A 21,010-nucleotide genomic window follows, 5' to 3' on the forward strand; every position below is an offset into this window, starting at 1 on the left:
TGAAAGATGATCAGGTTGATAGGTTCGAGGTGGAAGCATGGTGACATGTGGAGCTGACGAATACTAATAGATCGAGGACTTAACCATATAATATGTAGCAATGTTATCTAGTTTTGAGAGAACATAAAAAAACTTGTTGACTTTTAAAGAAAATAAGTTATAATAATGATTGTCTCAAAAGAATAATGTCTGGTAATGATGGCAGAGAGGTCACACCCGTTCCCATACCGAACACGGAAGTTAAGCTCTTTAGCGCCGATGGTAGTTGGGACCTTGTCCCTGTGAGAGTAGGACGTTGCCAGGCAATATTATTCCGCAGTAGCTCAGCGGTAGAGCTATCGGCTGTTAACCGATCGGTCGTAGGTTCGATTCCTACCTGCGGAGCCATTGGAGAGCTGTCCGAGTTGGCCGAAGGAGCACGATTGGAAATCGTGTATACGTCACAAGCGTATCAAGGGTTCGAATCCCTTGCTCTCCGCCATAGGATTTATAATATTTGGCCCGTTGGTCAAGTGGTTAAGACACCGCCCTTTCACGGCGGTAACACGGGTTCGAATCCCGTACGGGTCACCACTTTTGGAGGATTAGCTCAGCTGGGAGAGCACCTGCCTTACAAGCAGGGGGTCGGCGGTTCGATCCCGTCATCCTCCACCATATAAACTATATGAATAATATTATCGCGGGGTGGAGCAGCACGGTAGCTCGTCGGGCTCATAACCCGAAGGTCGCAGGTTCAAATCCTGTCCCCGCAACCAAATGGTCCCGTGGTGTAGTGGTTAACATGCCTGCCTGTCACGCAGGAGATCGCCGGTTCGACCCCGGTCGGGACCGCCATTTTAATAAGGCTCGGTAGCTCAGTCGGTAGAGCAGAGGACTGAAAATCCTCGTGTCGGCGGTTCGATTCCGTCCCGAGCCACCATTTATCTTAATAGTATACGCCGGCTTAGCTCAATTGGTAGAGCAACTGACTTGTAATCAGTAGGTTGGGGGTTCAAGTCCTCTAGCCGGCACCATGTAAGTTTCGGAGGGGTAGCGAAGTGGCTAAACGCGGCGGACTGTAAATCCGCTCCTTCGGGTTCGGCAGTTCGAATCTGCCCCCCTCCACCATTTACATAGGGGCATAGTTTAAAGGTAGAACTGAGGTCTCCAAAACCTCCAGTGTGGGTTCGATTCCTACTGCCCCTGCCAAATAATTTACACAACATGGCGGTTGTGGCGAAGTGGTTAACGCACCGGATTGTGGCTCCGGCATTCGTGGGTTCGATTCCCATCAGTCGCCCCATTTTTATTTTAAAAATTATAAATAATCTAATGGATACTTACATATAATTAAGTAAGAATTCGATGGGCTATAGCCAAGCGGTAAGGCAACGGACTTTGACTCCGTCATGCGCTGGTTCGAATCCAGCTAGCCCAGCCATTTTGCGGAAGTAGTTCAGTGGTAGAATACAACCTTGCCAAGGTTGGGGTCGCGGGTTCGAATCCCGTCTTCCGCTCCAGTAAAATTTTATATGGCGGCATAGCCAAGTGGTAAGGCAGAGGTCTGCAAAACCTTTATCACCGGTTCAAATCCGGTTGCCGCCTTTTCTTTTGTGCCGATGTGGCGGAATTGGCAGACGCGCACGACTCAAAATCGTGTTCCTTCGGGAGTGTCGGTTCGACCCCGACCATCGGTATCACGAACGGCGTAATAAAAGACTCTACACCAAATGTGTAGAGTCTTTTTATGTTTTCATCACACTATAAAATAAGCAAAATGGTGTGTTGGTGAAATGGTTATGAATGATTAAGGTACACTTATTCATTTAGTACATGCGATACAGTTGGGGCAAACTACAAAGCAATAAAGAGATAAATTTTTATCCCTTTATATAATTTCATTATTTTATAGAGAATCTCTCCAACCTGGTGACATGAAGTTAAATCCGACACCACCAGTAGATATTAGTATATTATCAACGGTTAAGTTTGTAATTTCTAAAAACCTCTTTTTAAACTCTTCTTTGTTGTACTTGTACATAGTTGAGTGACAGGCCCACATGTGCGTTGAAGTACTCAACCAGTCCCCCAATTCCTTTAATTCAGGAAACGACTCAAATTGAATTGGTGCATCTAATTTCATGAATCGCACTTGATAGATAGTTGGATTTAGCTTTTCTCCTATCCCTTTAAGCCCCTGTGTTTTTTTCTCATTTGAATGTGTCATAATTCTCCCCCTCTATATTCCCTTCAAATTTTTTCCTATTTTAATTATACAACAATAGAAAGGAAGTAAGGGAATATTATGGAAATCGGTATCGGCGAAGTAAAAAACTCTAACAGAAATGGTAGAATTTTTTTGCTAAATTATGTTATGTGATTTTAAAATTCGTAATAAATGTAGCAATTCATGTATAATATAACTTGTCGAAAGAACAAAATGATAGTGATTTATATTATGTCTGTAATATGAATCAAAAATGAACTTTTTATATTTATTTTAAAAATGTGTTGAATACACATGATATTTCATATTAATATTTTTATGTAGATTTAAAACCGGAAAGAGAGTGGAAAGTATGGGTCGTAAATGGAATAATATTAAAGATAAAAAAGCATCAAAAGATGCAAATACTAGCCGTATATACGCGAAATTTGGACGTGAAATTTATGTAGCGGCAAAACAAGGCGAGCCAGATCCGGAATCAAACCAAGCGCTTAGAGTTGTATTAGAACGTGCGAAAACATACAATGTTCCAAGAACAATTATCGATCGTGCAGTTGAAAAAGCAAAAGGTGGTTCAGAAGAAAATTATGACGAGCTTCGTTATGAAGGATTCGGACCAAATGGAGCTATGGTAATTGTAGATACACTTACAAACAACGTAAACCGTACTGCAGCTGATGTACGAGCTGCATTTAGCAAAAACAGTGGTAACATGGGTGTAAACGGTTCTGTAGCTTACATGTTTGATGCGACAGCTGTTATCGGCCTTGAAGGGAAAACATCAGATGAAGTTCTTGAGATTTTAATGGAAGCAGATGTTGATGCACGTGACATTCTTGAAGAAGAAGATGCTGTTATCGTGTATGCTGAACCAGATCAATTCCATGCAGTACAATCTGCTCTTAAAGATGCGGGTGTTGAAGAATTTACAGTTGCTGAATTAACAATGCTTGCACAAAATGATGTAACACTTCCTGAAGATGCACAAGCACAATTTGAAAAAATGGTTGATGCATTAGAAGATTTAGAAGATGTGCAACAAGTTTACCACAACGTAGACTTAGGAGAATAATACTGATAGAAGCCCCTGTTCGTTTAACGAATAGGGGCTTTTTTAATGAAGGTAATTAAGGCAATGAATTTAATAAAGGTATTTTGTTGTAAACAGGGAATATGCTTATAGGGATATATGAAATATTCATTATTGCTAGGAGGCTTACATGTGGAACATAAAACACCAAAGCATATTGTTGCTGTAGCAGGCTATTTAACAAATGAAAAAGATGAAGTGTTATTAGCAAAGGTACACTGGCGAGCTGATACGTGGGAGTTGTCAGGAGGACAGGTAGAAGAAGGGGAAGCACTCGATCAAGCTGTTTGTAGGGAAATAAAAGAGGAAACAGGATTAACGGTGAAGCCTATCGGTATTACAGGAGTTTATTATAATGCTTCCATGAACATTTTAGCTGTCGTTTTTAAAGTAGCATATGTAAGCGGTGAAATAAAAATTCAACACGAAGAAATACAAGAGGCTAAATTTGTTGCTTTAAATGAAGAGAACATAGATGAGTATATAACGCGTCCTCATATGAAATCCAGAACGCTTGATGCGATGAGGTCATCACATTTTATTCCTTATGAAACGTGGGAAGTACAGCCGTATAACTTAATAGGAAGATTGTAAAGAAAAGAGTAGCCGATTTGAGATACAGTCAAATCACTACTCTTTTTTGTATACTGTTTAAGAAAAAGGTCAAAATAATAGTAGTGTTAGTATTGATTTGGAGAACGTTTGTTCTATATAATGTATGATATATTATATACATTTAGATTACTAGATGCTTAAAAGTATATATATTTGTAGATGATATAATGAAAATAGAGCACTTTAATAGAGAAAGTATAATAGCCTTAAGGTGTAACCTGTTATGGGTTTAATATAATCTATATTCAATATTTCAGATGAATAGTAGATAAAAAAGGACTGTGATACAATACTTTTTTATCCCACTATTTGTCGGCTAGCCAGATTGTTGTGGTCTGATTAAAGTTTCAATTTATACCTTACAATGATGTAAGGTACGTGTAAGAGAAATCGATGGGATATTTTTTTACAACAAGGTATTCTTAAAGTAAGAGTTATACGCTGTGTGGAAAAGAGGTGTTTAAGATGAAAGAACGAGTATTATCTAGGGTGAACTATCATCAAAAAGTTGCATTAAATCCAATGACTAAGTTTTTTTATAAAGCCATTATTTTATTATTATTGTTAAGTTTTACGTTATTATTTATTGGAAATGTAATGATCGAGCAAAGTGATATTAGTAAATTACATGTACCGGCTAAGTTAGAGGTGCCAGAATCATTAACACATGCATTTATTGCGACAGAAGATAAAAGGTTTTATCATCATAACGGTTTAGATTATATAGCGATTATTAGGGCATCTGTTGAGAATATAAAAGCTGGTGGTGTTGTGCAAGGCGGTAGTACAATTACACAACAGTTATCAAAAAATGCTTTTTTAACGAATGAACGTACATTTTCTCGTAAGTGGAAAGAAATTTTTTATACGAAAAAAATTGAACGTACATTTACAAAGGATGAAATTTTAAAATTATATGTAAGTAATATTTATTACGGAGAAGGGGCATGGGGAATTGAAAAAGCAGCAAACCTTTACTTCGGTAAAAAGGTGAGCCAATTAACGTTGGCTGAAAGTGCAATGATGGCTGCTGTAGTAAAGGCACCCGCTTATTACTCACCTGCACAAAATTACGATAAAGCAGTTGAGAGACGAAACGTCGTTTTGAGATTAATGGAGAAAGAAGGCTATATCAATCATGATGAGTATATGCAAGCAGTTAGTGAGAAATTAGTCATTCGTCATGATATAAAAACAGAGCGGTCGATGTTAAATCATGCGCGCGAAAAAGCAGTGAGCTAAGGGAAGTTCCTACATAGGAGCTTCTTTTTTTTGAATAAATTGTGACAAATTGTGACACAATATCGTCACAATTGTTGTATTTTTGTAATTTATGTGAGCGTGTTCATTGCGTGACGTATGTAAGTATTGATATTATGTGTATTGTGTACAATGCTGTATACAGAATATGAATTTAAAGAGGAATGTATATGAAATCATCGAACAAACTCATGGCTCTTGGTATAGTTTTTTCCATTGCAGTATTGATTGTAATTGGGACGATTGTGTATAGCATCATAAATGACAAAAAAGATAAAGGGAATGAGATGTTTGCTTATTCCACACAACAATCTTTAGGGAAAGATGATGCACCAGTTAAGGTAGTTGAATTTGGAGACTTCAAATGTCCTGCTTGTCGTACTTGGGATGTAACAGTATTACCACGATTAAAAGAAGAGTATATCGATAAAGGTAAAGTGCAGTTATATTTTATTAACTTCCCATTTATCGGAAAAGACTCTGATTTAGGTGCAGCAGCTGGTGAAGCAATTTATAAACAAGATCAAGATTCATTCTGGATTTTCTATGATGAGATTTATCAGAGTCAAAAGAAAGACACGGAAGAATGGATTACAGAAGAATTGCTTCTTAACATTGTGAAAGAAAAACTTCCGAAAATTGATGTAGAACAATTTAAGAAGGATTTACACAGTAAAGAAATAAAAGAAAAAGTACGTAAAGATTCAGATCGTGCTCAAAAATTAAAAGTTCAAGGTGCTCCTTCAGTATATGTGAATGGAAATCTTGCAAATCCTGATTTTGATAGCTTGAAGAAAGCAATTGATAAAGAATTGAAAAAGTGATGAGTCCTCTCATCACTTTTTCGACTTTTTTCGATAAAATTCTTGCTTCCGCTTTTTTTACATGCTATACTACTTTACATAAGTTATTCTAATATCTTATATGTATTTCATATTTGCGGGTGTAGTTTAGTGGTAAAACAAGAGCCTTCCAAGCTCTGGTCGAGAGTTCGATTCTCTTCACCCGCTCCAAATTTTATTAAATGTTTTTCTATAAATTGTGATCAACGCAGTGTTTCGTTTCCGAGATAAACGAGGCATTGCGTTTTTTAATGTTTGAAAAGCGTGATTGTATGCGAGAATAGAAGTAAAGAAGAGTATTCCAAAAGTGAATTGATAACCAATAGATCGTTACATAAGGGATGGATTCATCTGAGGAGGCGATTAGGAATGGATTTTGAACAATTAAAGCAAGATGTCATTGCGTATAGTAAAACAATTGGTATAGATAAAATAGGCTTTGCTAGTGCGTCACCATTTGAGGAATTAAAGCAGCGTTTAATCCAGCAGCAACAATTAAATTATCAATCTGGATTTGAAGAGCCTGATATAGAAAAGAGAACGAACCCACAGGTGCTATTACCTGGTGCGAAATCAATTATTGCGATTGCATTAGCGTATCCTTCAAAATTAAAAAATGCACCATTAAGTAAGCGCGGAGAACGTCGCGGGATTTTTTGTCGTGCTTCTTGGGGACAAGATTATCATCTTGTTTTAAGAGATCGTTTGCAAAAATTAGAAGCATATTTAATTGAAAAACTTCCAGATATAGAAGTTAAGTCCATGGTTGATACAGGTGAATTAAGTGATCGAGCTGTTTCGGAGCGCGCCGGTATTGGATGGAGCGGTAAGAATTGCTCTATTATTACACCAGAATTTGGTTCGTATGTATATTTAGGAGAAATGATTACAAACGTTCCATTCCCACCAGACCAGCCGATAGAAGATCAATGCGGAAGCTGTACAAAATGTATTGATATTTGTCCTACAGGTGCTTTAATACAAGGAGGACAGTTAGATTCGAAGAAATGTATTGCATTTTTAACACAAACAAAAGGCTTCCTACCGGAAGAATATCGCGACAAAATAGGAAATCGTATTTATGGATGTGATACGTGTCAGACAGTTTGTCCGAAAAATAAAGGAATGGATTTTCATAATCATCCTGAGATGGAACCAGATCCTGAGTTAGTTAAGCCGTTATTAACACCGCTCTTAACAATTAGTAATCGTGATTTTAAAGAGAAATATGGAATTATGTCTGGTTCATGGAGAGGTAAAAAACCGCTGCAACGAAATGCAATTTTGGCACTTGCGCATTTTAAAGAGGCATCAGCAATTCCTGATTTAATTGGTGTTATGAAAGATGATCCAAGGCCAGTACTTCGCGGAACAGCAGCATGGGCGCTTGGGAAAATTGGTGGAGATGGCGTGGGCGAAGCCATTGAAAAAGCGATGCAACGTGAGAAAGACGAAGAGGTTCTTCATGAAATGAATCGCGGACTTGAATTGTTAGCGCAGAAAAAAGAGTAGATAATATCTCCCTTTTTCATATTGTAATATGGGAGGGAGACGAAATGGTTGTAAAAATAAATATTGAAAAGCAAGTACAACAATTTTTAGCATATGTAACAGAGAAACGAACAAATGTAGATGGTATTGCTGAAGATTTATTACAAATAGCAAAGAGAAAGAGACTATTGTTTCAAAAGCGTAATGCAGATATAGTGAAAGCAACTGCGGATGTTTCTTTTATGAGGCAATTAAATAATAGCAATCATCAAGAAATTGATTATCAAATACATTTTAAATATTTAATTAAGCATAAAGAATTATTTTATATTGAAGAGGAACAATTAAAACGAAGAGTTTGTTTAAATAATAGCCAGGTAATAGGTGATTATGCTATTGAAGCGCCAGAAGCAGTTGGAATGAGTGAGATATTGGAGAGGGAAGTTACAAAAGAGAAATACGGTTCCTATCAGTATAACCGTTTAGAGGCAGTTAAATATGCAGAGCGTTGGTGGGATGATCGAAATCCTGTATATCGTAATTTCCCTGATAATTGTACGAATTTTATTTCTCAATGTCTTCATACTGGAGAAGTACCAATGAATGGATATCCTAATATTCGTAAAGGATGGTGGCAAAGGGAGAATCAATGGAGTTGGAGCTGGGCTGTTGCGCACTCTTTTTATTGGTATTTGTCAGGTGCTACAACAGGGCTTCGAGCAGAAGCAGTAGAAAGACCAGAGGACCTTATTCTTGGTGATGTTATCGCTTATGATTTTGAGGATGATGGTAGGTGGAATCATACGACGATTGTAGTAGCGAAAGACGCAGATGGTATGCCACTTGTAAATGCACATTCAGCGAATAGTCGTCGGCGTTATTGGAACTATGAAGATTCTAGTAAATATACACCACAAATGAAATATAAATTCTTTCATATTATTAATGGGTAGAGATTTTTCGCTCAAGTGGTATAATACGTAGTAGACAAAAAACAGAGGTGAATATCGCGTGGGAGTACATGTTGTTTTATATCAACCAGAAATTCCAGCAAATACAGGGAATATTGCTCGTACTTGTGCAGCAACTGGAACAGAATTACATTTGATTAGACCGCTTGGATTTTCAACGGATGATAAAATGTTAAAGCGTGCAGGATTAGATTATTGGCAGCACGTGAAAATTACGTATTATGATTCAATTGAAGAGTTTTACGAGAAAAATAAAGACGGTGAATTCTTCTATTTAACAAAGTATGGTGAGAAAGCTCATACAGCGTTTGATTATAGCAAACGTGAGAAGGATTACTATTTTGTATTTGGAAGAGAAACAAACGGCTTACCAGCTAATGTAATCGAAGAAAACTTCGATCATTGTTTACGCATTCCAATGACTGATAAAGTGCGTTCATTAAATTTATCTAATACAGCAGCTATTTTAATTTATGAAGCATTCCGTCAACAAAATTATCCAGGATTAGATTTAGAAATTGTTTATTAAAAGTCGCCATATGGCGACTTTTTTTCTAAAAATAAAAATAATATGTAATCATACATTTAAAAAAGGGTACATATTCATATAAAATGGGATATATGAATAAAAATAGATTAGACGGGTTGAGATAAATATGAAGGAACAATATAGTAATCAAAATACCTTTTTAAGTATGATAGATATGGATTTAATTAGACAAGGATTATTACATGCTATTCAAGATTTAGTATTTATATTAAAAGTTATTGATAATGAAACGTTTCAATATATGTATGTAAATAAAATAGGAATGGATTATGCGAAGCTAAGTGAAGAATGCTATGGAAAAACTTTTGCAGAAGTATTACCAAAAGATATAGCGGGGATATTGCAAAGGCAATATGCAAAAGTAGCGAGCGAAGCGAAAGCACATACCTTTTGTGATGTAGTTAGTTTACCAAAGGGTGAGATACATTATGAGTCTTCACTGAATCCTGTATTTGACGAAGAAGGAGTATGTCAGTTTATTATTTGTATTACAAGGGATATCACAGCTCAAATAGAGGAGAAGATTGAGATAGAGGAAAAACAAATGCTGTTTAAGTCATTACTAGAATATAATAATGACTCCATCATATCTATAGATTCTATAGGAAGAATTACATATGCAAATCCAGCAACGTATGAAATATTTGGATACCGATTTGAAGAATTAAACAATAAATTTATTTTTGAATTTATTAATAAAGAATATGAAAAAGATTTTCAAATTATATTCAAGGGATCCATGCAAGGAAGAGCGAAGCAAATTGTTTCAAAGAAATATGTTCATAAAGAAGGGTACGAGCTCTATATTTCCTTGAGAACTATTCCGATTATTGTGAATGGTGAAATTGTTGGGGTATATATTGTTACGAGGGATGTTACAAGGCAAGTATTAAATGAAATGAGAACGGAATATTTAGCTTACTATGACCAGTTAACAGGATTAATGAATAGAATTTCATGTACAAATAAGTTAAATGATTTTTTAAATGAGAAAGTAGATTTTGCGTTTATCTTTATAGATTTAGATGAATTTCACCTTATTAATGATACGTTTGGTCATAAAGAAGGAGATAAAGTGTTACAAAAAGTTACAGAATGTTTAAGCAGTTTTCAAATACCCGGTATACACTTATTTAGAGAACACGATGATCAATTTGTTATGTTAATAGAAAATATAACGAAAGAACGTGTAGAGGTAGTTGCAAAAAGCATACAAAAAAAGATTAGTGAACATTCTGTAATCGAAGAAGAGGACGTGTATTTAAGTGCGTCAATTGGAATTGTAATGGCTCCAACAGATGGAGAAGATGAAAAAATATTATTCCAAAGAGTTGATGCTGCTTTGGAAAAAGCAAAAGATAAAGGAAAAGGGCATTATCATTTTTATTGCAGTGGATTAGATTGTGAGCGTGAACAAAGATTTATTATAGAAAACCAATTACATCGTGCTATAGAAAAAAATGAATTCTTCTTATATTATCAGCCGCAAATGAATATTGAAACGAAAAAAATAGCTAGTATGGAGGCTTTAATAAGGTGGGAGAATAAAGAATTAGGATTTGTCTCTCCCAATCAATTTATTCCGCTAGCAGAAAGAACAGGATTTATTATTAAGCTTGATGAATGGGTAATAAATGAAGTGTGTCGGCAAATACGTGAATGGTTAAATAAAGGATATGAAGTTGTCCCGATTGCAGTTAATATTTCAGCCAGGCATTTTCGCTCTATTACATTAATAGAGATGATTACACGAGCTTTACATAAGTACAATGTACCAGCTCATTTATTAGCGATAGAGGTTACAGAAGGAGCCCTTATACATAAAGATATATCGAAAAGAGTATTGCTACAATTAAAAGAACAAAATTTAAAGATTCATTTAGATGATTTTGGGACAGGGTATTCATCTTTAAGTTATTTAAAAACGTATCCAATTGATACTTTGAAGATTGATCGTTCTTTTATGGAAGGTATACATGTAGATGAACGAGATACGAATATTACGGCTGCAATTATTCATTTAGCTCATACGTTAGAATTAGATGTAATTGCAGAAGGGGTAGAAAAGGCGGAACAAATACAATTTTTGAAGGAAAAGAATGTGAAGTTTGTACAAGGTTATTATTATAGCCACCCTTTATCAAAATATGATGTGGAAAATGTGTATTATAAATAATTGATAAAAAGTGATGTGCTAAGAAGCACATCACTTTTTATGTGTACCGGGTTTATCATTGTAACCAGATGTAAAAATAGCTGTAAGAAATGTGAGTGATACACCTAAAATTAATAATAATTTCATACTAATATCCCTCCTGTTTTTTCAGTTTACGAATCTGAAATATGAATCGAAATGTATGTAAGGTTCTTAGAAGAAAAGAATTTATTTAAAATGAATAGCGGTGTAAAAACTTTAATACCTATATTATACAGAATTTTCTTTGAATTTTGGAGAGAATTTTATAGCAATACTGTATATTTCATTTTGATTTAAAGAATGTTTGAGGACATCCTAGCATACCTTTTATAATAATCCGATTGAACAAGGAGATGGGGGAGGAGCTATAATGGATATTCTAAAAAAAATTGAACAGCATCGAGAAGCAGAAGAACGCTTACAATGGGAAGGTACGTTTGCGGAGTATTTGGAGCTTGTGAAGGAAAGACCATGGGTGGCTCAAACAGCACACTCTCGCATTTACAATATGATAAAAGATGCTGGAATTGAAGAAGTAGATGGTAGAAGAAAGTATAACTTCTTTAGTAATCAGCTATTTGGTTTAGAGGATGCTTTAGAACGTCTTGTAGAGGAATATTTTCATCCGTCTGCAAAACGATTAGATGTTAGAAAACGTATTTTATTATTAATGGGTCCTGTTAGTGGAGGGAAATCAACATTAGTTACGATGTTGAAACGAGGATTAGAAACATATTCAAGAACAGATCGAGGAGCAATTTTTGCAATTAAAGGGTGCCCAATGCATGAAGATCCACTTCATTTAATTCCGCATCATTTACGAGATGATTTCTTTGATGAGTATGGAGTAAGAATTGAAGGGAATTTATCACCACTAAATGTGATGCGTTTAGAACAAGAATATGGTTCAAGAATTGAGGATGTAGTTGTAGAGCGTATTTTCTTCTCGGAAGATCGCCGTACAGGGATTGGTACGTTTAGCCCGTCTGATCCTAAATCACAAGATATTGCCGATTTAACAGGTAGTCTGGACTTTTCAACAATCGCAGAATATGGTTCAGAATCAGATCCACGAGCGTATCGATTCGATGGAGAATTAAATAAGGCAAACCGTGGGATGATGGAGTTCCAAGAGATGTTAAAATGTGACGAGAAATTTTTGTGGCATTTATTATCGCTTACGCAAGAAGGGAATTTCAAAGCAGGAAGATTTGCGCTTATTTCAGCAGATGAATTAATCGTAGCGCATACGAACGAAACGGAGTATCGTTCTTTCATAGCAAATAAGAAAAATGAAGCATTACATTCGCGTATTATCGTAATGCCGGTCCCATACAATTTACGGGTTAGTGAGGAAGAACATATTTATGAAAAAATGATTCGTGAAAGTGACGTGTCCGATGTGCACATTGCACCGCATACACTTCGGGTTGCAGCAATGTTTACGATTTTAACTAGATTAAAAGATCCGAAGCGTCCAGATATTGATTTAATTAAAAAGATGCGTTTGTATGATGGAGAAACGGTAGAAGGTTATAATGCAATTGATGTAGAGGAGTTGCAACGCGAGTATCAAGATGAGGGTATGAAAGGTATTGATCCTCGTTACGTTATTAACCGCATTTCTTCTACAATTATTCGAAAAGAGGTGCCATCTATTAACGCACTAGATGTGCTTAGATCGTTAAAAGATGGGTTGGATCAGCATCCATCGATTAGTAATGAAGACCGAGAGCGTTATATGAATTTCATCTCATTAGCGAGAAAAGAATACGATGAAATTGCTAAAAAAGAAGTACAAAAAGCATTTGTTTATTCGTACGAGGAATCCGCTAAGACACTTATGGATAATTACTTAGATAATGTTGAAGCGTACTGCAATAAGTCGAAATTACGTGATCCGTTAACAGGTGAAGAAATGAGCCCGGATGAAAAGTTAATGCGCTCGATTGAAGAGCAAATTGGAATCTCAGAAAATGCTAAAAAAGCATTCCGGGAAGAAATATTAATTCGCATCTCTGCTTATGCACGTAAAGGGAAACGCTTCGATTATAATTCGCACGAACGTCTTCGTGAAGCGATTCAGAAGAAGCTATTTGCTGATTTAAAAGATATAGTGAAAATTACAACATCAACGAAAACACCAGACGAAAATCAGCTTAAGAAAATTAATGATGTTGTTGCGCGCTTAATTGATGAGCACGGCTACAATTCTTCATCTGCGAATGAATTACTACGCTATGTAGGTAGTCTGCTAAACCGATAGTTTGATAACAAAACGCTGTCTCTTGTATTTTGCGGGACAGCGTTTTATTATCCGTTTATATGTGTAAAGTGTCATACCTTGTCCAAATATAATAAATTAAGATGCAATTTTATGAATTTATTGTCAATTATTTTTACAATATGCATATGATAGAGTAACCAACCATTCATACGAAAAAAGCCAACACAATACAATATGTTGCAAAGTGAAAATGTGTGCAACAATGCATTGTGTTTCTTTCTTATCGACGGTTAAATGTCATTTCTATTATGTGAGTGGCAAAATTTTGTTTAGGATGCTCGGAGTATTATATGAAAAACGTTATATATGTTTATGGGATGATTTTCGATGGGCAGTTACCTTTCATTCTAGCTGGCACAGTATAAAACAAAGTTTCAAGATTGCTGTTCATATAGGAAGACAATTACAGTAAGGAGGGAAAGAAATGGGTGAAGAAAACCAACCAAATTATACGATTTCACAGGAAAACTGGTCCCTCCATCGCAAAGGATATGACGACCAACAACGCCATCAAGAAAAAGTACAAGAGGCAATTAAGAATAATTTACCCGATCTTGTAACAGAAGAAAGCATTGTTATGTCTAATGGTAAGGATGTTGTAAAAATACCGATTCGTTCTTTAGATGAATATAAGATTAGGTACAATTATGATAAAAACAAACACGTTGGGCAAGGAAATGGTGACAGCAAAGTTGGTGATGTCGTTGCGAGAGATGGATCAGGTGGTCAAAAGCAAAAAGGACCAGGAAAAGGGCAAGGAGCAGGAGATGCGGCTGGGGAAGATTATTATGAAGCTGAAGTCTCTATTTTAGAATTAGAGCAAGCATTTTTCAAAGAATTAGAATTACCTAATTTAAAGAGAAAAGAAATGGATGAAAACAGGATTGAACATGTTGAATTTAATGATATTAGAAAAACAGGATTATGGGGCAACATCGATAAGAAAAGAACGATGATATCCGCATATAAACGAAATGCGATGCGTGGTAAAGCATCTTTCCACCCAATTCATCAAGAAGATTTAAAGTTCCGCACTTGGAATGAAGTATTAAAGCCAGATTCAAAAGCTGTTGTATTAGCGATGATGGATACGAGTGGATCGATGGGAATATGGGAAAAATATATGGCACGGAGCTTCTTTTTCTGGATGACGAGATTTCTACGCACAAAGTATGAAACAGTAGATATTGAATTTATTGCCCATCATACGGAGGCAAAAGTAGTTCCAGAGGAAGAGTTCTTCTCAAAAGGAGAAAGCGGGGGAACAATTTGTTCTTCTGTATACAAAAAAGCACTCGAGCTAATTGATAATAAATACTCACCAGACCGCTATAATATTTATCCATTCCATTTTTCAGACGGTGATAATTTAACATCAGATAATGCTAGATGTGTAAAACTTGTTGAAGAGTTAATGAAGAAGTGTAACATGTTTGGATATGGGGAAGTGAACCAGTACAACCGCCACAGTACACTTATGTCAGCCTATAAAAATATTAAAGATGAGAATTTCAGATATTATATTTTAAAGCAAAAAGCAGATGTATTCCATGCGATGAAGAGCTTTTTTAAAGAAGAAACCGGAGAAAAAATGGCATAACCCCTTTAAAAAGGGGTTATTTTTTTGTTAACTTTTTATTTTTTCAGTTGACAATGATAATGAAAATCATTATCATTTATTCGAGAAATGATTACATTTCGAATTATATATTTTGGAGGAGATGTAAAGTTGAAAAAAAATAAAAGAAAACATATAAATGCAATGTTAGTGGCAGCAGCTTTAGCACTACCATTTGCTGCATACTCAACGCCTGCTTTAGCGGCAGTAGCAATTGAGGCTAATAAAAAGGGCTATGCTTTAGAAGATGGTACATATGATGCTGTTATGAAAGCATATAAAGATAAAACGAATGAGGAATCTATGGCAGCTGTTTATATAAAGGATCCGAAGTTAACGATTGAGAATGGAAAGAAAATTGTAACGGCAACGTTAAGTGATAGTGATTTCTTTCAATACTTGAAAACAGAGGATATACATACTCCAGGTGTGTTCCATGATGTAAAAGTAATATCAGAAGATAAAAAGAAAAATGGAACGAAGGTTATTCAATTTGAAGTTGGAGAATTAGGAAAAAGATATAATATGCAAATGCATATTTATATTCCAACAATGGCCTATGATAATAAATATCAAGTGCAGTTTGAAGTGAATGCATTAAATTTAGGGAATATTGATCAAGAAGAGCAAAAGGAAAATACAGAGGATAAAGTGGATCAACAAGATGAAAGTGGAAATGTAATATTAGATAAACAATTACAAAAACATATTAATGAATATAACTTAGGTAGAGATAATCTAGATGCTCCAATAACTAAGGAAGATTTATTGCAGATTGAAACATTATCCATTTACTCAGGTGAAGGAATAAATGAAATAGCCGGTTTAGAACATATGACAAATTTAGAGAAATTAACGTTACAGAAATCGAATGTAAAAGATATAGCACCTTTAAGTAATCTAAAGAAACTAAAATATCTAGATTTGTATTCAAATCAAATTGAAAATATTGAACCAATTGCTCAATTGGAAAAGTTAAATATGCTCTCTTTAAGAAATAATAAAATAGTAGATATTACACCTATAAACAAATTGAAGAAGGTGAAAACATTAGATTTAGTAGGTAATAAAATTAAAGATATTAAACCATTGTTTGCGTTATCATCTATAAGTGAATTGTATTTATCTAATAATGAAATTAGTGATCTTACAGGAATTGAACAATTAAATAAAGTGAAACTATTATGGATAGGGAATAATAAAATTAGTAATGTTGAATCTATTAGTAAAATGAGTAATCTTACTGAACTCGAAATTACTGATAGTGAAATAAAAGATATAGCACCATTATCTAAATTAGGAAAATTACAAGTACTGAATTTAGAAGAGAATTATATCTCTGATATATCGCCGCTGAGTACTTTAACAAATTTATATGAGATAAAACTTGGAGCGAATGAAATTTTTGATGTAAGACCTGTTGAGAAGTTAGGTAAGCGAACTTCAATTGATATTCAAAGACAAAAAATCTTTTTAGATGAAGCAAGTGTAGATGAAGAAATAAAAATTCCAGTATACAGCCTTAAAGGAGATCCACTTGAAAATATTAATTTGAAAAGTGGGGGTGGTACTCTGAATAACGGATTTATAAAATGGAATAGTCCTGGAGAAAAAATATATGAATTTAAACTAGATACTAATTCTACTGAAAGTAAAATAAGATTTAATGGTACGGTTATACAGAATATAGTTGAAAAACAAAAAGAACGTGCAAATGTAATTATTGATAAAACTTTACAAAAACATATTAATAAAGAGAATTTAGGTAGAGAGAATTTAAATGCGCCTATAACAAAAGAAGATTTATTACAGATTAAAGAACTAGAGATACTTAAAGAAAAAGGAAAAGAGATAAAAGATATAGCAGGTTTAGAGTACATGACGAACTTAGAAAAACTCACTTTAGAAGGAGTAGGCTTGAAGAATATTGAATTTATCTCGAGCTTAGAAAAGTTGAACGATGTAAATGTATCTCATAATCAAATTGAGGATATAACACCGTTATCTTCATTAAAAAATTTACAATGGTTAAACCTTACAGATAATCGTATTAAAGATGTGTCGGTTCTTGGATCAATGTTAGACTTACTTAGTTTAAATTTAGCTGGAAATGAGATTCGTGATGTAAGGCCGTTAATACAATTAGGTCAATGGGGAACAATTGATGTCAGAAGGCAAAAAGTCATTTTAGATGATGCAGAAATAAATAAAGAAGTGAAAATTTCTGTATATGATTTAGAAGGAGAGCGAATTGACAAGATTACACTAAAGAGTGAAGGTGGAACTCTTACTGATGAGGGAATCACTTGGAGTACTCTAGGAGAAAAAATATATGAATTTGATCTAGATGCAGATCATTATGAGACTGGGATATTATATAGTGGCATCGTCATGCAGAATATAGTAGAAAAATTAGAACCGAAAGAGGAAGTAAAAGAGCCAACAAAAGAAGTTGAAGAATCGAAAGAAGAAGAAAAAGAACCAACGAAAGAAGTTGAGGAAACAAAAGAAGAAGAAAAAGAGCCAGCGAAAGAAATTGAGAGTTCGAAAGAAGAAGTGAAAGAACCAACGAAAGAAGTTGAGGAAACAAAAGAAGAAGAAAAAGAGCCAGCAAAAGAAATTGAGAGTTCAAAAGAAGAAGAAAAAGAACCAGCAAAAGAAGTTGAAGAATCAAAAGAAGAAGAAAAAGAACCAGCAAAAGAAGCTGAAGAATCAAAAGAAGAAGAAAAAGAACCAACAAAAGAAGCTGAAGAATCAAAAGAAGAAGTGAAAGAACCAGCAAAAGAAGTTGAAGAACCAAAAGAAGAAGTGAAAGAACCAACAAAAGAAATTGCAGAATCGAAAGAAGAAGAAAAAGAGCCAACAAAAGAAGTTGAAGAATCGAAAGAAGAAATCAATCAATCGGCACCAGTTCAAGAACAAAACGTGAATAATCAAGTTGTGAAAGAAAAAGTAGTAGAGAATCAAAGTATGAAAGAAAATAAACCAGTTGTTAATAAAGAAGAAAGTAAGAAATCGCTAGGAGCAACAGGTGGACAAGCGAATACATCAACGTTACTTTCAGGTGTAGCATTAGTTCTTTCAGCACTGAGTATGTGTGTATTTAGAAAGAGATTATTTAAGAAATAAAAGCGTTTTATCTTATTATAACGTAAGATAATTATATGAGTTTTTGAGAAGACATTATCATGGCGATTTCATTTTGAAGTATGCTTATGATGATGTCTTTTTTTAGAAGGATATAAATGGAAAAGGTGTAAATGTATTAGAGAAGGAGGAGATGTTATGTATGTTAGTTCTATTTTGAAAATTGAAGAGGTGGCAGCATTTATTGCGAATATGAATAAAGATGCTACTCATCATGTTGGCTATTGTGGAGATGAGAAAGAGGAGTTGTTACAGACGATTATTCATGATTTTTCAGATATAGGCTGGGAACAATCTTTTGTTGCTACTTATGAGAATAATAATTTAATAGGTGTATTAGGATTCGATGTGGATGAAGTAAAGAAATGTGCCGAAATATGGGGGCCATTTATTCTTTCAGCGAATTGGGAAGAAGCGGCTTTACATATGTGGAAGGAACTTATCGAAAAGATGCCTTTTCATATTGAGAAGTTTTATGGTTTTTATCATGTGGAAAATAATAATTGTGCCCGCTTAATGAAGGATTTACATGCTAAAGAACAAGATCGACATAGTATTCTCATTTTAAAAAATATTCCGGGAAAACGTGTTATATGTAATGTAGAAGAGGCTTTACCAAAAGTATTTGAGCAGTTTATCGCTTTACACAATAATGTTTTTCCTAATACATATTATGAAGGAATTGAAATTATCGAACGTTTAAGTAATACGAATAAATTATTTGTAAGTATGAAGAATGATAAGTTAGAAGGTTATGTATATGTTGAAGTAAATCCGGAGTTTCAAGAAGCGAATATCGAATATATTGCAACTGCTGAAAATAGTAGAAGAAAAGGTGTCGGAGAGCGGTTATTACAAGCTGCTATTCAGTATATTTTCTCGTTTCAAGGGATGAGAGAGATAGAACTATGTTTGGATACGAATAATGATCGTGCGATGAAGTTGTACAAGAAAGTAGGTTTTGAGGAGAAAGCATGTTTACAACACTATATAATAGAGTAAAAAACCCATTCATATGAAAATGATATTTCATATGAATGGGTTTTATTAATTTCCTTTTTTCCTCATTCATCACGGATTTAGAAGTAATTTGAGGCGCCAATCGTTACATAACTTTTTTTATTTTTTGCGGAACTTCTTTCGTTTGCGAATTAATATCTTCTTTTCGTAGTTCTTTAAAGAGCGAAGTAACCATAAGAACGACTACGATAGAAAATGGTAGTGCTGCAATTATAGCTGCAATTTGTAGTGCATTTAATCCTCCAGCTTGTAATAAAATAGCTGCGATTATCGCGATTGTTAATCCCCATATAAGTTTTAAACTATTTTTCGGTGATAAGCTTCCGTTACTCGTTTGCATGGAAACAACAAATGTTGCTGAGTCGGCAGAAGTAACAAAAAATGTCGCTACTAAAATTAACCCGATAATTGTTAAAAATGTAGAGAATGGTAGGTGCGAAATAACAGCAAATAATCCAATCTCTGTCCCGTTTTTTGCGATTTCATCAGCTATCCCAAGCGATTGGAACATTTCCATATGGATAGCGGTACCGCCAAATACTGCAAACCAAAATGTACAGATAAGAGTTGGGACTAATACAACTCCAATAATAAATTCTTTTATTGTGCGCCCTTTAGAAATACGAGCGATGAATGTACCGACGAATGGAGACCAAGAGATCCACCATCCCCAATAGAAAATAGTCCAGTTTTCAATCCAAGAAGAAGATTTTTCATTAAATGCTCCTAAATTTAATCCCATACTAGGTAAAGCTCCGATATAAGAACCGAGTGTAGATGTGAAATATTTCATAATAAATACAGTTGGTCCTAAAAGTAAAAAGGAGACGAGTAATATACCTGCAAGAGAGAAATTTAAGTTACTCAAATATTTAATCCCACGATCTAAGCCAGTTTGTGCACTCGTTAAATATAAAACAGCGAAGATGGCGATAAGTACGAGCTGTGTAAGTAAAGTGTTATGAATAGAAGGGAATAAATAGCTTAATCCTCCTGCGATTTGTTGAGCACCAATCCCAACAGATGGCACAATACCGAATACTGTGGCTAAAACAGCTAAAATATCGACTGTTTTTCCGATAGGAGAATTTTTCGATCGATTAAATAATGGAGTAACTGTAGCACCAATTGTGCTACCTTTTTGTTTGCGGAATGTGAAATATGCAATTGTTAAAGCAACCATTGCGTATAGTGCCCATGGAAAGAGGCCCCAGTGGAAAAATGAATATTGCATAGCGAGTTTGGCACTTTCCTCTGTACCTGCTTTTCCTGTTAATGGATCTGTAAAATGTGAAATCGGTTCAGTAATTCCATAAAAGAGGAGTCCAATTCCCATTCCTGCTCCAAACAACATGGATAGCCAAGATGGATAACTATACTGTGGTTTTTCTCCATCTTTACCAAGACGAATAGAACCATACTTAGAAAATGCTAAATAAGTGGCTAAAATAATCATTGCGGTCATAAGTAGAGAGTAAAACCATCCAAATTTATTGAGAATGAATGAGTTTAAGGAAGATGTAACGCTTTGTAAATCATAGCCTTGTATCCAACTTGCCGGGGTAATTCCCCATATGATGAATAATGTTGTTAGCAAGATGGAGATATAAAATACACTGTTTTCTTTTTTTATCATAGAATCCCACCCTTGTTTAATAAAATTAACAATTATATTAAACATAACAATTAAAAGGTTAATTGTCAAAAAATTCGTTT

The 21,010-nt window shown here is 34.7% G+C and carries 14 protein-coding genes, 16 tRNA genes and 2 rRNA genes; 30 read left to right on the forward strand and 2 right to left on the reverse strand.

The annotated features are described in order from the left end of the window. The 17 genes from ACVWY7_RS18880 to ACVWY7_RS18960 form a co-directional block, all read left to right on the forward strand. Nucleotides 1–87, forward strand: a 23S ribosomal RNA gene (locus ACVWY7_RS18880); the annotation flags it as partial. A 101-nt stretch (nucleotides 88–188) separates the two neighbouring features. Beyond that, nucleotides 189–304, forward strand: a 5S ribosomal RNA gene (gene rrf / locus ACVWY7_RS18885). Between the two features lie 8 nt (nucleotides 305–312). After that, nucleotides 313–387, forward strand: a tRNA-Asn gene (locus tag ACVWY7_RS18890). A 2-nt stretch (nucleotides 388–389) separates the two neighbouring features. Next, nucleotides 390–481: transfer RNA gene (locus tag ACVWY7_RS18895), tRNA-Ser, on the forward strand. A 17-nt stretch (nucleotides 482–498) separates the two neighbouring features. Then, nucleotides 499–573: transfer RNA gene (locus ACVWY7_RS18900), tRNA-Glu, on the forward strand. A 5-nt stretch (nucleotides 574–578) separates the two neighbouring features. Continuing rightward, nucleotides 579–654: transfer RNA gene (locus ACVWY7_RS18905), tRNA-Val, on the forward strand. Nucleotides 655–678: 24 nt separating this feature from the next. After that, nucleotides 679–755 (forward strand) — tRNA-Met (locus ACVWY7_RS18910). A gap of 3 nt (nucleotides 756–758) precedes the next feature. Beyond that, a tRNA-Asp gene (locus ACVWY7_RS18915) sits at nucleotides 759–834 on the forward strand. Nucleotides 835–843: 9 nt separating this feature from the next. After that, a tRNA-Phe gene (locus ACVWY7_RS18920) sits at nucleotides 844–919 on the forward strand. An 18-nt stretch (nucleotides 920–937) separates the two neighbouring features. After that, nucleotides 938–1,013, forward strand: a tRNA-Thr gene (locus ACVWY7_RS18925). Between the two features lie 10 nt (nucleotides 1,014–1,023). Next, nucleotides 1,024–1,107, forward strand: a tRNA-Tyr gene (locus ACVWY7_RS18930). Between the two features lie 7 nt (nucleotides 1,108–1,114). Next, a tRNA-Trp gene (locus ACVWY7_RS18935) sits at nucleotides 1,115–1,188 on the forward strand. 18 nt (nucleotides 1,189–1,206) lie between these two features. After that, nucleotides 1,207–1,282 (forward strand) — tRNA-His (locus ACVWY7_RS18940). A 63-nt stretch (nucleotides 1,283–1,345) separates the two neighbouring features. Then, nucleotides 1,346–1,420 (forward strand) — tRNA-Gln (locus tag ACVWY7_RS18945). A 4-nt stretch (nucleotides 1,421–1,424) separates the two neighbouring features. Then, a tRNA-Gly gene (locus tag ACVWY7_RS18950) sits at nucleotides 1,425–1,499 on the forward strand. Between the two features lie 14 nt (nucleotides 1,500–1,513). Then, nucleotides 1,514–1,584: transfer RNA gene (locus ACVWY7_RS18955), tRNA-Cys, on the forward strand. Nucleotides 1,585–1,594: 10 nt separating this feature from the next. Then, nucleotides 1,595–1,676 (forward strand) — tRNA-Leu (locus tag ACVWY7_RS18960). Nucleotides 1,677–1,885: 209 nt separating this feature from the next. On the opposite strand, the gene ACVWY7_RS18965 is transcribed toward ACVWY7_RS18960, so the two are convergent. Continuing rightward, complete coding sequence (locus ACVWY7_RS18965) at nucleotides 1,886–2,206, reverse strand: DUF3884 family protein (protein WP_000149826.1); 321 nt, start codon at nucleotides 2,204–2,206, stop codon at nucleotides 1,886–1,888. Nucleotides 2,207–2,558: 352 nt separating this feature from the next. On the opposite strand from ACVWY7_RS18965, the gene ACVWY7_RS18970 reads away from it, so the two are divergent. The 13 genes from ACVWY7_RS18970 (at nucleotide 2,559) to ACVWY7_RS19030 (ending at nucleotide 19,276) form a co-directional block, all read left to right on the forward strand. Beyond that, a complete protein-coding gene (locus ACVWY7_RS18970) occupies nucleotides 2,559–3,278 on the forward strand; it encodes a YebC/PmpR family DNA-binding transcriptional regulator (RefSeq protein ID WP_000532948.1) in 720 nt (239 codons plus the stop codon). A 150-nt stretch (nucleotides 3,279–3,428) separates the two neighbouring features. Then, nucleotides 3,429–3,890 (forward strand): NUDIX hydrolase, encoded by a 462-nt coding sequence (locus tag ACVWY7_RS18975; RefSeq protein WP_000400447.1) that lies wholly within the window; start codon nucleotides 3,429–3,431, stop codon nucleotides 3,888–3,890. A gap of 486 nt (nucleotides 3,891–4,376) precedes the next feature. Continuing rightward, the gene (locus ACVWY7_RS18980) at nucleotides 4,377–5,153 is read left to right on the forward strand and encodes a transglycosylase domain-containing protein (RefSeq protein ID WP_000664707.1); all 777 of its coding nucleotides are present in this window, start codon (nucleotides 4,377–4,379) and stop codon (nucleotides 5,151–5,153) included. Nucleotides 5,154–5,341: 188 nt separating this feature from the next. Next, a complete protein-coding gene (locus tag ACVWY7_RS18985) occupies nucleotides 5,342–5,995 on the forward strand; it encodes a DsbA family protein (RefSeq protein WP_000842726.1) in 654 nt (217 codons plus the stop codon). A 115-nt stretch (nucleotides 5,996–6,110) separates the two neighbouring features. Beyond that, nucleotides 6,111–6,184 (forward strand) — tRNA-Gly (locus ACVWY7_RS18990). Between the two features lie 198 nt (nucleotides 6,185–6,382). Next, complete coding sequence (gene queG, locus ACVWY7_RS18995) at nucleotides 6,383–7,525, forward strand: tRNA epoxyqueuosine(34) reductase QueG (RefSeq protein WP_000345224.1); 1,143 nt, start codon at nucleotides 6,383–6,385, stop codon at nucleotides 7,523–7,525. A 44-nt stretch (nucleotides 7,526–7,569) separates the two neighbouring features. Next, the gene (locus tag ACVWY7_RS19000; RefSeq protein WP_000260548.1) at nucleotides 7,570–8,457 is read left to right on the forward strand and encodes an amidase domain-containing protein; all 888 of its coding nucleotides are present in this window, start codon (nucleotides 7,570–7,572) and stop codon (nucleotides 8,455–8,457) included. Nucleotides 8,458–8,515: 58 nt separating this feature from the next. Continuing rightward, complete coding sequence (trmL, locus tag ACVWY7_RS19005) at nucleotides 8,516–9,004, forward strand: tRNA (uridine(34)/cytosine(34)/5-carboxymethylaminomethyluridine(34)-2'-O)-methyltransferase TrmL (RefSeq protein ID WP_000538147.1); 489 nt, start codon at nucleotides 8,516–8,518, stop codon at nucleotides 9,002–9,004. 127 nt (nucleotides 9,005–9,131) lie between these two features. Further along, a complete protein-coding gene (locus tag ACVWY7_RS19010; protein ID WP_000664297.1) occupies nucleotides 9,132–11,201 on the forward strand; it encodes a sensor domain-containing protein in 2,070 nt (689 codons plus the stop codon). Nucleotides 11,202–11,592: 391 nt separating this feature from the next. Continuing rightward, nucleotides 11,593–13,488: a PrkA family serine protein kinase gene (locus ACVWY7_RS19015; RefSeq protein ID WP_000353280.1), complete on the forward strand. Its 1,896-nt coding sequence runs from the start codon at nucleotides 11,593–11,595 to the stop codon at nucleotides 13,486–13,488. Nucleotides 13,489–13,933: 445 nt separating this feature from the next. Then, nucleotides 13,934–15,109 (forward strand): sporulation protein YhbH, encoded by a 1,176-nt coding sequence (gene yhbH / locus ACVWY7_RS19020; protein ID WP_000503511.1) that lies wholly within the window; start codon nucleotides 13,934–13,936, stop codon nucleotides 15,107–15,109. Between the two features lie 129 nt (nucleotides 15,110–15,238). Beyond that, nucleotides 15,239–18,256: a leucine-rich repeat protein gene (locus ACVWY7_RS19025; protein WP_212114852.1), complete on the forward strand. Its 3,018-nt coding sequence runs from the start codon at nucleotides 15,239–15,241 to the stop codon at nucleotides 18,254–18,256. A gap of 156 nt (nucleotides 18,257–18,412) precedes the next feature. Then, on the forward strand, nucleotides 18,413–19,276 hold the full coding sequence (locus ACVWY7_RS19030) for a GNAT family N-acetyltransferase (RefSeq protein ID WP_000289535.1): 864 nt from the start codon (nucleotides 18,413–18,415) through the stop codon (nucleotides 19,274–19,276). 103 nt (nucleotides 19,277–19,379) lie between these two features. On the opposite strand, the gene opuD is transcribed toward ACVWY7_RS19030, so the two are convergent. Further along, nucleotides 19,380–20,930 carry a glycine betaine transporter OpuD gene (opuD, locus tag ACVWY7_RS19035; RefSeq protein WP_073525892.1) on the reverse strand — a complete coding sequence of 517 codons (1,551 nt, stop codon included), beginning with the start codon at nucleotides 20,928–20,930 and terminating at the stop codon, nucleotides 19,380–19,382. Nucleotides 20,931–21,010: the final 80 nt, after the last annotated feature.

It is taken from the genome of Bacillus sp. TE9106W, assembly GCF_054062215.1.

Excerpts from the sequence above, each read along its gene's own strand:
- yhbH (WP_000503511.1), top strand. The coding sequence starts at position 13,934 with ATGGGTGAAGAAAACCAACCAAATTATACGATTTCACAGGAAAACTGG.
- ACVWY7_RS19015 (WP_000353280.1), top strand. The coding sequence starts at position 11,593 with ATGGATATTCTAAAAAAAATTGAACAGCATCGAGAAGCAGAAGAACGC.
- ACVWY7_RS19030 (WP_000289535.1), top strand. The coding sequence starts at position 18,413 with ATGTATGTTAGTTCTATTTTGAAAATTGAAGAGGTGGCAGCATTTATT.
- ACVWY7_RS18970 (WP_000532948.1), top strand. The coding sequence starts at position 2,559 with ATGGGTCGTAAATGGAATAATATTAAAGATAAAAAAGCATCAAAAGAT.
- ACVWY7_RS18965 (WP_000149826.1), bottom strand. The coding sequence starts at position 2,206 with ATGACACATTCAAATGAGAAAAAAACACAGGGGCTTAAAGGGATAGGA.
- ACVWY7_RS19000 (WP_000260548.1), top strand. The coding sequence starts at position 7,570 with ATGGTTGTAAAAATAAATATTGAAAAGCAAGTACAACAATTTTTAGCA.
- opuD (WP_073525892.1), bottom strand. The coding sequence starts at position 20,930 with ATGATAAAAAAAGAAAACAGTGTATTTTATATCTCCATCTTGCTAACA.
- ACVWY7_RS18980 (WP_000664707.1), top strand. The coding sequence starts at position 4,377 with ATGAAAGAACGAGTATTATCTAGGGTGAACTATCATCAAAAAGTTGCA.
- queG (WP_000345224.1), top strand. The coding sequence starts at position 6,383 with ATGGATTTTGAACAATTAAAGCAAGATGTCATTGCGTATAGTAAAACA.
- ACVWY7_RS19010 (WP_000664297.1), top strand. The coding sequence starts at position 9,132 with ATGAAGGAACAATATAGTAATCAAAATACCTTTTTAAGTATGATAGAT.
- ACVWY7_RS18985 (WP_000842726.1), top strand. The coding sequence starts at position 5,342 with ATGAAATCATCGAACAAACTCATGGCTCTTGGTATAGTTTTTTCCATT.